General features: G+C 58.6%; 7 protein-coding genes and 1 tRNA gene. 1 reads left to right on the forward strand and 7 read right to left on the reverse strand.

Translation table 11 applies throughout. The features are described from left to right. Positions 1-4: 4 nt before the first annotated feature. The 5 genes from ACONT6_RS07855 to ACONT6_RS07875 form a co-directional block, all read right to left on the reverse strand. Complete coding sequence (locus tag ACONT6_RS07855) at positions 5-2,584, reverse strand: endonuclease/exonuclease/phosphatase family protein (RefSeq protein ID WP_428821172.1); 2,580 nt, start codon at positions 2,582-2,584, stop codon at positions 5-7. A 36-nt stretch (positions 2,585-2,620) separates the two neighbouring features. Beyond that, positions 2,621-3,910: a glycosyltransferase gene (locus ACONT6_RS07860; protein WP_428821173.1), complete on the reverse strand. Its 1,290-nt coding sequence runs from the start codon at positions 3,908-3,910 to the stop codon at positions 2,621-2,623. Continuing rightward, complete coding sequence (locus ACONT6_RS07865) at positions 3,907-6,156, reverse strand: hypothetical protein (RefSeq protein ID WP_428821174.1); 2,250 nt, start codon at positions 6,154-6,156, stop codon at positions 3,907-3,909. Before ACONT6_RS07865 ends, ACONT6_RS07860 begins: the two co-directional genes overlap by 4 nt. Continuing rightward, a complete protein-coding gene (locus ACONT6_RS07870) occupies positions 6,156-6,860 on the reverse strand; it encodes a TVP38/TMEM64 family protein (protein WP_428821175.1) in 705 nt (234 codons plus the stop codon). Before ACONT6_RS07870 ends, ACONT6_RS07865 begins: the two co-directional genes overlap by 1 nt. A 172-nt stretch (positions 6,861-7,032) precedes the next feature. Continuing rightward, positions 7,033-8,313, reverse strand: coding sequence for an MgtC/SapB family protein (locus tag ACONT6_RS07875; protein ID WP_428821176.1), 1,281 nt, complete (start codon positions 8,311-8,313; stop codon positions 7,033-7,035). Positions 8,314-8,465: 152 nt separating this feature from the next. Between ACONT6_RS07875 and ACONT6_RS07880 the strand changes: the two genes are divergently transcribed. Beyond that, positions 8,466-8,744, forward strand: coding sequence for a hypothetical protein (locus ACONT6_RS07880; protein ID WP_428821177.1), 279 nt, complete (start codon positions 8,466-8,468; stop codon positions 8,742-8,744). Between the two features lie 146 nt (positions 8,745-8,890). Here the strand turns inward: ACONT6_RS07880 and ACONT6_RS07885 are convergent. Both ACONT6_RS07885 and rne read right to left on the reverse strand, forming a co-directional pair. Continuing rightward, positions 8,891-8,978, reverse strand: a tRNA-Ser gene (locus tag ACONT6_RS07885). Positions 8,979-9,103: 125 nt separating this feature from the next. Next, positions 9,104-12,271, reverse strand: coding sequence for a ribonuclease E (rne, locus tag ACONT6_RS07890; RefSeq protein ID WP_428821178.1), 3,168 nt, complete (start codon positions 12,269-12,271; stop codon positions 9,104-9,106). Between the last annotated feature and the right edge of the window lie 716 nt (positions 12,272-12,987).

Genomic DNA, 12,987 nt, shown 5'->3' on the forward strand with positions numbered 1-12,987 from the left:
TGCGTCAGGGGGATGGCTTGCTGTCGCGGATTTTTACCGGAACTCTCAGGTCGACGATCAGCGGCAGGTGGTCTGATGCCAGCCTGGTGAGTTCGCTGCGGGGAACCAGGATACCGTTCACTGCAAGCTCACCGTCGGCAAACACATAGTCGATGCGGGCCTTTGGCAGGCGGCTGAAAAAGGTGCCCTTGGGTTTGTGACCGGGCAGTTGCAGCTGCACATCGTCGAGTACGCAGGTGATGCGTTTGATTTCCGCGGAATTGGGCAGGGCATTGAAGTCTCCCATCAGAATGCGCGGCCGCGAGCAGTTTGGATTGCCCATCCAGCCCGTGCCGAGCAAGGCGTCCACCTGCCGCAGCCGCTCTCCCTTGCTCAACCCCAAATGGGTATTGAATAGCTGCACCGGCGTGCCGTGAAAATCCAGTTCCATCCACAGTGCGCCGCGAGGTTCTGCGCGCCCGTAGTGGATCGAGCGTTCTGCTGGCCCGGGCAGGATATCCTTGCGCACCAGCCTCAGTGGGTGGGGTGACATGATTGCGTCCCCATAACGCTCGTCTTCCATATGCATGGCCGGTTGAAAGTGGCAGTCCATGGACAGCATTTGTGAGATCTGGTGCGCCTGATCAATGCCCCCGGTACGCTTTCTGCGTACGTCCACTTCCTGCAGTGCCACTACATCCGGTGAGTAACGGGCAATCACCCGGGCGATGCGCTCAGGGGAAAGCTTGCCATCCATTCCCTTGCAGATATGCACGTTGTAGGTCATCACCCGAAGGTTTTTACTGGCACTTAACGGTGCGTACGTCGCTGACGTTTCTTCACTGTCGTGGCGTTTTGGCTCTGCGGGCAGGGGACTTTCCGTTGTTGTTGCAGGCTGCACCGTATTGGCTCCGACGCTGACCGCCGGTGGTGATTTTAGCTCTTGTGCCGGTTGCGCCTTGAGGAAAGCCAGTGCCGCGTTGCGGATATCCTTGGGGCGCCAGTGGCCCAGTCCGTTTTCGGGAAAATGAATATCCCCGGGCATCAGCGCAAATGCGTGGGTCTCGTTCGGGCCAGCGCCACCATGGCTGCCGCTTTCAATCGCGAAGCTGATACTTTCATGGCCCGCGCACCAACCACTGACCACGAAATCGCCGGCATCGGGATGCCGGCACAGGTTGGCCAGATCTTCGACCGCTTCCTCCGCGAAAGGATGCTCGCAGCCCATTACCTTGTGGCCATCCTCCGGTAGTGAGATGGCGCCATGTCGCCACCAACCGCGCACCTTGGTAACTGGTTCGCCGTCGGGCCCCGTCTCGGTGGTGGACTTGTCTTCGTACAGCACCATGGGAGCATGGGTTTTCTCGACGAGTAGCCGGGCGATTTCGGCGGCTGGCGTACCCTGGCAGTGAATGTTGTAAAGCAGTGCCAGCGGTCCCATGGCAGAGAGTGCCATCGGCGCCTTGCCTTCGACGCGCTCGTCCGGATCCTCGATGGGAAACAGCTTCTGCACCCATTGGCCACCGAACAATCGCACCCGCTGCAGCTGAACACCGCGATCGCTACTGGAGACGTAGCCGCTGGGATTTTGTGGCAGGTCGGACAGAGCCTTGCTGACGGCGTCGGCAAAGCTGCGTCCGTGCAGAGTTTCGTAGGGGAGGCTGTCTTCCTGCCCGTGGTCGGAATAAATCCAGACGTCGTAGTGTCTGCGGGAAGAGCGGTGGGCGGCGCGCCAGATGCGGGCAATAGCATCGTCGATGCCCTTGAGTGTCCAGTGGGCGAACTTGGAGCTCGGGCCGCGCCGGTGGGATTGCTCGTCGTAGCCCAGCAGGTTGATATAGATCACTGGCAGTCCGCGGGCGATATCAATTTTCACGCCCACGGTAGAGAGCTCCCGCATCAGAATCGTGATGGCGATTCGGGTGGGGATGAACATCAGTTCGCGCAGGAAGTCCTCGCCATCGGTGAGCCCGCGAAAAAAATCCACCACCGAAAGCACCAGCTCGAGAAGCAGCAGTGCGCCGGTACGGATCAGGCTCCACAGGTTGGCAAGTAACAGAACGATTAGGGCGAGCGGCCCGGCTTCTTTCAGGGAGGGGCCCCAGCCAGTGGAAGCGGGGCAGAAGTGCGCCTCGTCATTTTCCGCGCCGGCACGGAACACGCTCACATAACAACTGCCCTGTTTCAGCAGCGGCTCATGGCCCGCATCGCTGAGCTTTTTCTCCACCATGTTGGCTGCATTGGATTCGTACATCCGCAGCATTTCCTGGGATTCGGTGGACATGAAACCGAATGCGGGAACCGCCGCTTTTACCCCGTAAAAAATCTCCGCCTGCACTGCGGGTGTGGTTGCGGGCACCCCCGAGTACATGTGATCCAGGTGGTAGTGCTCGCGCTGGATAAGTTTTTTCAGAAACGGCATTTTCCCGTCCGCCAGCGCCTTGTCGAGCTGGGGGCGGGCGAGGCCGTCAATCTGGATGAGTACCAGTGCCGGGGCATCCGGATCCCGTTCATTGATCTGTAACTTGAGCATCCGCGCCAGCCACTCGCTGCGGCTGATCCGGCGTCGCCAACGGCGCAGGGTGCTCTCGATACGGGTCATCATGGGGAGCAGTCCAATTCCATTCCGGGGTTGTCGGTGTTATTGCAGGTGGCTTTTGCCGGAGTGATCCGGATCCAGCGCGGCGCTGGCGGCACCAGTGACACCTTCGATGATTTCCCACTGTGCACCGATCATGTTACGCAGGCGCATCCATTGGGCGTACAGGGAGTCGTCCAGCGGCCAGTGCTGGTGGACCAGCGATTGATAGTGATTGAGTGCGGCCGAGGCGCAGTTTTCCATAGAGAAGCGTTCAGCAGTTTCACGCGCGGCCTGGCAGAGCTGCTGGTACTCCGCTTTGGTGAGATCGTGTACCCATTGAAGGCCACCGATCAGTTCGCGGGTACTGTGCTGGAGGATCAGGCGGCCGTTGATCCGGTCCTCGACGACCTCGCGGCACCCACTGGCATCCAGCGCCACTACCGGTATCCCTGCAGCCATGGCTTCGGTCAGCACCATTCCCTGGGTTTCGCTGGTGGATGCAAAGCCGAAGACATCCATGGCACTGTAGGCATCGCTCTGTGGTTGACCCTGCAGGGTGCCAGTCAGATGCAGTCTGTGGCCCAGCTCATGCTCATCAAACAGGTTTCGTATCTGGTCCTGGATGGGACCGGTGCCGACCACGAGAAAATGGACGTTTTCATTGCGCTTCATCACCTCGAGTACCGCTTCGGATAAAAATCCGAGGTTCTTTTCTTCCGCAAGACGGCCCAGGTGGCCGATGACAAAAGCCTTTTCGGGAATGCCGTATTGTTCGCGCGCGACCCTGCCATTGCCGTGCTGGTAGTCTTCGAGTTTTACCCCGGTAGGTACGATCTGAATCGGGGATTTGACGCCGCGCTCCCGCAGCAGGTCCGCCACGCTCTCACTGGGCGCGAACACCATGCTGGCAAGGTTGCCGTAGCGGGTAGCCAGTTCAATCACAAAGCGTCGCAGCGCTTCCGAGTCTGCCGGAACGTAGTGGGTATAACGCTCGTACAGAGTGTGATGGGTAAAAATTAGCGGTAGTTCGCGACTGCGGGCTATACGGAGGGCAGTCATGCCCAGCAGAAAGGGGTGGTGCGAGTGCACCAGGTCCGGCTCGAAAAAGTCCAGCCGCTCGGTAAGCTCGCCAGAGAGGGGCAGGGCGACGGAAAAATCGCTGCCGTTAAAATTCTGGATCGCCGGGATGCGCACTACGTCTTTTTCGTTGGCGATTTTCTCGGAAAATTCCGGCGCTACCACCAGCACATGGTGCCCGCGTTTGCGGTATTCATCGCAAAACGCTTTCACGGAACGCGCCACTCCGCCCACATGGGGCAGGTAGGTGTTGGTGAGCATCACTATGTTCACTTGGGTTGCAGCTCCAACATCTCAACGCCGGGTTTGACAATCACCGGCTGGTAACCGAATGCGCGAACTTCAATTGGCGGGGCTTCGTCGTGCCACTTGCCAGACCAGGAGATGCGCGGCTTGTCCCCCGGTATGATTTCGATGGAAATGGTTCCGAAATATGTCGGCGCAGGTCCAAATCGAATGGGCTTTTGCGCAGAGCTATCGCTCAGCCATTCCGGCGGCAGGCCAGAGGCGAGTATCAGTGTGTCATCTTCCTCTCGGACAAAACAGTTGCGTTGCATGGTCACCCATTCTGCAGCAGCCCAGGCGTGTTGGCCATCTCCCATGCAACCGCCGAAGGAGTGCGGGTGAATCGCTTCCGGCCATTGTCCGGTAGGGGATGCGAGCTTGGCTACATTGCGCATCAGCTCAATACAGCGCGGGTCACCCGCGCGCAGTAGTACCTGTGCGACGTGAATGGTGAGGTAGGCATTGATGCCAGAGTGGATCATATCCTGGAAAAAACCGCCGGACACAAAGCAGTTTTCCATCAAGAATTCCACCAGGTCGAGCAGGCGCGGGTCGTTTTCCGGGTAGAGTTTGAGTGGATAGCCAGCGGCAATCGAGCCGATGGCGCCGGCGTCGAGTCTGCGCTTGGGAGAGGCAGGCATTGCCGGTCGGTCCAGCCGGGCGGCACATTTCTGCAGGGCGTCGTCGACGGTCAGCATAAAGTCGTCGGCGTGATGCTGGAATGTCTCCGCGTCCTGGGTATGTCCCTCTCGGTTGCAGATGGCTACCGCGGAAAGCTGCCCCGCGATACCCCAGAAATCGTCCCAGAAATAACAATCGTTAGGGCCGAGGTGCTCAGCACTGAACCCGGCGGGCAGCAGGCCGCCGGTAAGGCTGCCATCTTTGGGTTGGCGCTTGTTGTGAATCCAGTGCGTGCCACGCAATACCGGATCGAGCCACTCCGGCTTCAGTTTGTTGCCGGTAATTCGGCAGTACTGGTCGATAATCCACAACGCCTCACCGTTGGAATCCCACTCGCCATCTTGCGAGTGAAAGTATCCGTTGCGTTTCTGGCGTGACGGAAAGCGTTCCAACGCCCGTGCGGCACGGTCCAGTAATCCGGCGTGCATCAGCGATTGGATCATGAAGGCCGCGTCGCGGAACCAGAATCGTTTGTAGGTGTAGGGGCCCGGATACACATCGTGGGGGGAGTGCAGAATCAGCGTGCGTACCGCCGCATCGTACAGAAACTGCATTTCACTGTCGGGCACGCTCATCGCGCAGTGCTTCTGCAGGTTCTCCTTCCAGCTGGTTCTTACATTGCGCGTGTTGAGCTTGCAGTGCTGCGGAATCGTCAACAGTGTGTCTACGGTTTCACCGGGTTCGATACGAAATAGCGCTGCGGCTGTGGCCATACCCACTTCGCATTCCGCGTGAATCTCATTGGATTCATCGCGGAGGTAGAGGGAGATATCTCCGCGGTGATAATCGGACGCGTGGTGACGGTCAACCGGGCGGTCGAACAATACTTTGTTACGCCCGTCTACCAGCCACTGATCCCGGTTGTCACCGAGCACTACTTTGTGGACGAAGGCGACCCCCTCGGGGTTGTAGGGGCGCAGGGATACCACCAACCAGCCACCGCTCTGGTTTTGCGCGCGCAACTGCATGTGGCAGTTGTTGCTGTGTTCGCTCAGTTCCGCCCATACGCGGCATTTCAATTCAGCCGACTCTGTGGACGAGGTGGTATCTATAGAGACCCCGAGCTTTTCGTCCATCACCAGTTGCTGATCTACGTCGTCTCTTTGCGACGGATAAAGCACAGAGCCGTCGTCGCCGATCACCCAGCTGTCTATAGACCAGCCATCGTAGTGGGGAATCAGCAATCCGCGTGGATCGACAATCGGCATCTCTTCACTGTCTGGTACGCCGACTGCGGTCCAGTTACGGTGGCTGAGGTTGCAGTGGGTGATGGAAAAGGCTCGAGGGATGAACGAAACATCCGCCGGGTCGAACTGGCGCTCGATCCAATAGGGCCATACCCAGTCCAGGTTGTGCTGGATGACCTTGCTGTTCATCAGCGCGCGGGCGTGAAAAATTACCCCCGCTCGCAATAGCTCGATGGGTTCGCTGACTTCCGAAGGTTCCGCAAAACGTTGCAGTCGGGCCATAACCGCAAGCGGATCCAGAAACCCGTGTGCGGTGGCAAACTTGCGTACGAAAAACCGCCAGGGAAGCCATTTCATCCAGGGCATCAGAGCTCTCCTTCGTCGATTTTCTTGTTGAGGGCACGGCGTGCCATGCGGGTCAGTCCGATAATCGCGATGATGGCCAGACAAAACCCCAGGCCGTACAGCGTCCACTCGGTGGGCGTGCGGGTACTGCGTTCTGTGCCGATGCTCGCCAAATCTGCGGCGATAGAGCCCACGTAGACGTTGTTCACTGTGATGGGGATGACGCCGATGAAGTTCCCGATACAGAAGTCCCGAAATTTGAGCGGCGTCAGTCCGAAAAAGTAATTGGATAGCTTGAAAGGGAACAGTGGCACCATGCGCGTCAGCATGACCATACGCCAGCCTTCATCGCGCAGAATTTCGCCCAGGTTGGCCGGTTTGATTTTTGACAGGAGCCACTCGGAGGCGCGTTTTCCGAGAAGGTAGCGAGAAATCAGGAACGCGATCGCTGCGCCGAGCACGGTGCCGAGCACCACATAGACAGTGCCTTTCAACACGCCAAACACAAATCCTGCGCCCATGGTAAAAACCACGCCGGGGAACAGAAAGACAATTGCCAGGGCGATAACCAGAATGAACCAGACACCCGCTTGCCAGCCCAGAGTGTCCATCCACTGCATCAACTCGATGAGGCGGTCATCCAGATCAAAATAGTGCAGGATCGTCAGTACAACACCGACAGTGGCGGTACTGATAACAATCAACCAGATAGGTGAAAACTTCACGCCATATTGTTCCGCTGGGCCCGCTCATTTGATGGCCGGATTACATAATGCCAATTCGGGTCGATAAGTTTGTACTCCTTAAGCCTAGCCAACGGGGTGACGGGTGTGTCTACATAATCGCTTTTATATTCCCATCCGTAATAGGTGAACTGGCGCGATATTTTGAATTCCGCTATGTCCACAGCCAGAGTACTGCGAGGCCGGCGACAAACGGAATGGAAAACAGCGCCAACACCCCGCGCAACAATGGAAGCCCGCCGAGAAACCCTGCCGCACCCACCTTGAAAGCCAGATTGGCGAGGCTCGCAATCACCATCGCACGCCAGGCCGTATCTACCGGCATTGCGCCCGCGTTGGCGAGATTGGCAGAGGACAGGGTAATCGCATCCACATCGGTAAACCCCGAGATCAGTGCCACTACATAGATACCGCGGTTGCCGAAATACTCCTTGCTCGCGGCGATCGCCAGTAATATCAGTGCATACAGCGCGCCAAAAATCAGTGCCGGTTTCAGTTCCGCGGGGTTGCCCGGTTCCGGCATAGTGTTTTCGCGGTGCTGAATACGAATGAATGCAAAGCCGCACACACACAGGCTGATGGCAAACAGCAGCGCGAGCGGTGGCAGGAAGGCGGCAAACTGGCGTGGGGCAACCACGGCGATTTCCACGAACATACGGATAAACATGCTGGTGGACGCGATCAGGATCACCAGTGCGGCGAGCGGCGCGGCCTTCTGCTGGGTTCGCGCCAGTCGGGCGTAGGTGACGGTAGTGGCCGTCGAAGAGATCAGCCCGCCAATCAATCCACTCACGAGAGTGCCGGCCCTGGCGCCGACGATCTTGTACACCGCATACCCGCCCAGGCCGATGCCCACAATAAGCACCACAAGTAGCCAGATGGCGAAAGGGTTCAGAACGTCATAGGGGCCGAAGGTGCGGTTGGGCAATATGGGCAAGATGATCAGCGACAGCACGGCGAACTGCATGATCGAGCGGAGATCCTTGTCCGAGAGCTTTTTGACGAAGGCGTGCATACCCGGCTTGAAGTGCAGTAACACCGCGATAGTGCCGCCGATCATCACCGCAATAGTTTTGTCACCCAGTACGAGAAATGCGCCGAGCAGATAGACCAGCAAGGCGCTCACTTCCGTCGTGATACCGGTGTGGTCGTCGTTACCGCGCAAACGGTCCAAATTGCCGAGCAGGATGAGTACGGTCATCGCAATCAGACCTGTTAGCATCAGCCAGCCCATGCCCGGGTTGCGGCTCAGGTCCGCGGTTAACGCTCCAAATAGCGCGATCAGGGGAAAGGTCCGGATACCGCCCATGCGGTCACTGGTGCGCTCGCGCTGCAGCCCGATTAACAGACCGAGACCAAGCGCGACAGCAAACGACAGGATGCTATCAGTGTCGACCAGGGGCGGTGCATTGGGAATATCGGTTGTGCCATTCATTTCTCCCATGAGTATCGGCGGAAACTAGATAATGTTCCCCCCGGGGATGGTGGGAGTGACGTGAAAATTGGTGTGTTGGTATATATGGGGTGCATTTCCTCACCCGGTTGGCCGCGCTGTATACACTGAAATTTTATTCTGGGGGATATCCCATGCGCTTGATGATGCAAATCCTCATTCCTGTCGAAAAGGGCAACAACGCAGTTGCTGATGGAACCATGGCGGCAGCAATGAAGAAATTCTCCGACCTGGCGAAACCAGAAGCCGCCTATTTTTTTGTTTCCGAAGGAAAGCGCGCCGCAATTTTTATCTTCGACGAGAGCGACCAGGCAAAACTGGTTCAGTACAACGAGCCATTGTTTGCCGCACTGAATGCGGATATCCGCATAACCCCTGTGTTGGTTGCTGATGAGTTGGAGGGGAATTTGTAACTCGAGGTGTGCGGGCCGCGTTAGCAACCTTGATCTAGACGCTGGGGAAAAGAAGCCGTCGATTGCTCCGGTTTGGACGGGGAGGATCCACATAACCCAACCCGCCAGGCATAAAAAAGCCCGGCATAAAGCCGGGCTCTTTTGTATGGCGGTGGGGCAGGGATTTGAACCCTGGGACCTGTTACAGTCAACGGTTTTCAAGACCGCCGCTTTCGACCACTCAGCCACCCCACCAAATTGTGCTGCGCATTATACCGAGCTGTTTTGCGGGTACAAGTGCGCAGGCAATTTTTTTAAGAACTTCAATGGGTTAGCTGCATTTTTGAGCAGCTAGCCCATCGTGTTCCAGGTCCTGCGACTTAACCTACCTCGGCAGAATCAGAGCTGCTTTCGGCGCTCGCGCCTGCGCCGCGCTTGACCCGGGGATCATTGGCAGGGCGCTGGAGTGGGCGAGGGCTGTGCTCGATGTTTGCCGGTTGGGCGGTGTCGAGCGGGCGCATTTCACCAACTTCCGGACGGGCAGTGACAACTTTGAAATCAACCAGAGGCTTCGGGTTGATTCGCGGGTCGTTGCTGGCGCGACCAGGTGCGCGCGCTGCCGGGGCAGCCTCTATGCTGGGCGCTTTCGGCTCGGCGGTTTCCGCCTGAGCTTCCGGCGCTTCTTCGTTGGAGGCTTTTACGCTGGTGTCTGCCACCTCGGCGGTTTCTGCGGTCTGCTCCACTTCTGCTTCGTCGCTAATGTTAGCAGCCGAGTCTTCTGGCGTTTCTGCCAGCAGGTCGCCTGCTGCGTGAGTCTCGGGTACTTCCGCGGTCTCTTCGCTCTCAGCTTTCACTTCCGGTGCCTTGGCGACATTGGCTTCGGCACTTGCTTCGGATTCCGTTGGAGATTGTGCTTTGGCCGGGGCCGCATCTGGCGCTTTCGCCTCTGCCGGTGCTTCGGCTTTCGCTTCTACTTTGCTTTCAGAAGTGTCTGCGGTTTCGGCTGGCTTGCTGGCTTCGTCTGCGGCTGCCGGGGCTTCTGCCTTCTGCTCGGCCTTGGCGGGCGCTTCGGTGCGCGGCTGTGTGCCGGCCCAGGGCTGCTCTGCTTTTGGTTCGGCTTTTGCTGCAGCTTTGGGTTCGGCCTTCGGCTCGCTCGCAAGTTTCTCGCTGCGCTGCTCTGCTTGCTGCTCGGACTTCGCTACCGGCTTGTCTTCACGCTTGGCGCGCGGCTTGCGCTGAGGCTCAGCAGGGCGCTCGTCTTTCGCGGCTGCTTCGCTTTCATTGCTCGCCTCAGACTTGGCGGCTTCCTGCTGCTCGTTTGCTGCAGTGTTGTCACCGCTATTGTCTCCACCGCGGCGTCCACGACGACGGGGTTGCGGACGTCCGCGCACATTGCTTGGGCGGCGGGAAGGGCGCTGCTGATCTTCGTCGGCACCGGGCGCTTCCACAGCGTTGTCGAGATTAGTGCTTTCGACTTCTGCAGCAGTGGTTTGCGGCTCGTTGCGGCGATCACCTCCGCGACGTCTGCGACTGCGGCGCTGGCCTTCGCGCTGCCCATCGCGATTGCCGTCACGTGCGTTGTCGCGGCTCGCCTCGCGGGCGCTTTCGCGATTGTCGCTGCGACGATCTTTGCTTTCGCTGTCGTCGCGACGCTTGTCGCCGCGCTTGGAGCGGGTGTCATCCTTGCGTTCATCGCTGCGCTGGTCGTCGCGACGGTTACCGCGATTTCCGCGACCGCGACCACGGCCGCCGCGCTGGTTACGATTGCGCTGCTGGTAGTTCTTACCGCGACCGCTGGACTTCTTGTGCTTCTTGTCGGATTTCTCTTCTTCCTCACCGCTGAACAGGGAGGAGATAGCGCTGATCAGACGGCTGAACAGTCCGGGCTTCTCTTCCTGCTTCTCCTTGGCCTTTGCCTTGGGTTTGGCGGCCGGAGTTGGGGCGGGGGCGGAGTGGGCAATCTGCTGTACGGCCGGTTGTGCCGGTGCGCGCAGCGGTTCGTCTTCCTTGTCCTTCTCCGCGACCTCTTCAATGGTGCCGGAGATTTTGTAGGAGGTCTCCAGGGTGGTGGAGTCGTCGTCGCGCAGGCGCTGCACTTCGAAATGCGGGGTTTCCAGATCGGCGTTGGGTACAACTACCACACGGGTGTTGTTACGCGCTTCGATATTGGAAATCGCCTTGCGCTTTTCATTCAGCAGGTAGGTCGCCACGTTCACTGGTGTGATGGCGCGGATCTCCGCACTGCGTTCTTTCTTCGCTTCTTCTTCCACCAGGCGCAGGATCGACAGGGCGAGAGACTTGGTGCCGCGGATAGTGCCCTGGCCGCTACAGCGGGGGCACACGCGGAAAGTCGTTTCACCCAGGGATGGGCGCAGGCGCTGGCGGGACATTTCCAGCAGGCCGAAGCGGGAGATGCGTCCTACCTGTACGCGGGCGCGGTCCATACCCAGGGCTTTCTCCATGCGCTTTTCAACTTCGCGCTGGGAGGATTTGCTCTGCATGTCGATAAAGTCGATGACCACCAGGCCACCCATGTCGCGCAGGCGCAGCTGGCGGGCGATCTCATCGGCAGCTTCCAGGTTAATGGTGCGCGCAGTCTCCTCGATATCGCCGCCCTTGGTGGCGCGGGAGGAGTTGATGTCGATGGATACCAGGGCTTCGGTTACGTCGATAACAATGGAGCCGCCGGAGGGTAGCTTCACTTCACGTTCGAACGCGGTCTCGATCTGGCTTTCAATCTGGTAGCGATTGAACAGGGGGATGTTGTCGTCGTAGAACTTCACCTTGTTGGCGTAGTTCGGCATGACCTGGCGGGCAAATTCTGCAGCCAGTTGGTAAGCGCCATTCTCGTCGACAATAACTTCACCGATATCGTCGCGCATGTAGTCGCGAATCGCGCGGATGATGACGTTGCTTTCCTGGAACAGGAAGTGGGGCGCTTTGGAGTCGTCCGCTTCCTTTTTGATGGCGTCCCAGAGTTGCAGCAGGTAGTTGAGGTCCCACTGCAGTTCTTCACCGCTGCGGCCAACGCCGGCGGTGCGCACAATGATTCCCATGCCGGAGGGCACTTCGACACTGGACAGTGCGTCGCGCAGGTCGCTGCGCTCATCACCTTCGATGCGGCGGGAGATACCGCCTGCGCGCGGGTTGTTTGGCATCAGCACCAGATAGCGGCCGGCGAGGCTGATAAAGGTGGTCAGGGCGGCACCCTTGTTGCCGCGCTCTTCTTTATCTACCTGAACGATGACTTCCATGCCTTCTTTGACGACATCCTTGATTTTGATGCGGCCGTCGATGTCTTTGGGCTGTTTGAGGAAGTATTCGCGTGAGATTTCTTTCAGGGGCAGGAAGCCGTGGCGCTCAGCACCGTAATCGACAAAAGCGGCTTCTAGGGAGGGTTCTACGCGGGTGATTTTGCCCTTGTAGATATTGGCTTTTTTCTGTTCGCGGGTGCGATTTTCGATATCCAGGTCGTACAGCCATTGGCCGTCGACCAGTGCAACGCGCAGCTCTTCCGGCTGGGTTGCGTTGATCAGCATTCTCTTCATGCGTTCGTCTTTTCCTTGCGTTGTGCAAAGGTAAAAGCGCCGCTGAAGCTCGCAGGCTTTGGTGTACACGGGGTGAGAGGAGGGCGTCGCCCAGCAATTACCGCCGCGTTATACGCACTCTCCGCGGGGGCGCCAGTCAGGGGCACCTGCGGTGTGCATACTGTACTAACTCTGAATACCGGTCTCGTTCGGGTATTCGCTTCCTGTCAGGCCGGCTCCGCATATTTCCCGGGCGGGTCCTGACTGCAGTCCAGTTTCGGGCTGCATGGGTCACATCTTCTCTAGGCTCCGGGGCCGGCTCGTGGCTGGGCCCTTTGGGTCGTCTCTAGTAGTAACCGGCGGTGCGGGCGTGCCATTTTGCATCACCTGCAGAGGCCGGGGGCCAGTTCGGTCGCTGGCGTCAATCGCGGAGCGAGATGTGACAGATTAGAGTCTGTTCCAAGCGCTGCGGGCGTCAGCCCGTCTTACCTTCGCAAAAATCCCGTTGTAACGGGGTCGTGTCGGCGAGAGCTTCGGGAGGGCCTCTTTGGCCGGAACCCCCTGGGCACCATCTTGCGACGCACCCTTGAAGAGTCTCGCCGACGGAGTTTTGTTGATAACGCGGCATTGCGCGCACCGGCCCGATTGACGGTATTTTCTCAAGAGCGGCACCTGAGTTTTTATATAGCAGAAAAACCGTGCACCGCCGAAAACCAGCCCAATTCAGACCGGCCGAA

Source organism: Microbulbifer sp. MCCC 1A16149 (assembly GCF_050368945.1).
GTDB lineage: Bacteria > Pseudomonadota > Gammaproteobacteria > Pseudomonadales > Cellvibrionaceae > Microbulbifer.

Coding starts and splice junctions, on each gene's coding strand:
- ACONT6_RS07855 (WP_428821172.1), bottom strand. CDS start 2,584: ATGATGACCCGTATCGAGAGCACCCTGCGCCGTTGGCGACGCCGGATC.
- ACONT6_RS07865 (WP_428821174.1), bottom strand. CDS start 6,156: ATGCCCTGGATGAAATGGCTTCCCTGGCGGTTTTTCGTACGCAAGTTT.
- ACONT6_RS07875 (WP_428821176.1), bottom strand. CDS start 8,313: ATGAATGGCACAACCGATATTCCCAATGCACCGCCCCTGGTCGACACT.
- ACONT6_RS07880 (WP_428821177.1), top strand. CDS start 8,466: ATGCGCTTGATGATGCAAATCCTCATTCCTGTCGAAAAGGGCAACAAC.
- rne (WP_428821178.1), bottom strand. CDS start 12,271: ATGAAGAGAATGCTGATCAACGCAACCCAGCCGGAAGAGCTGCGCGTT.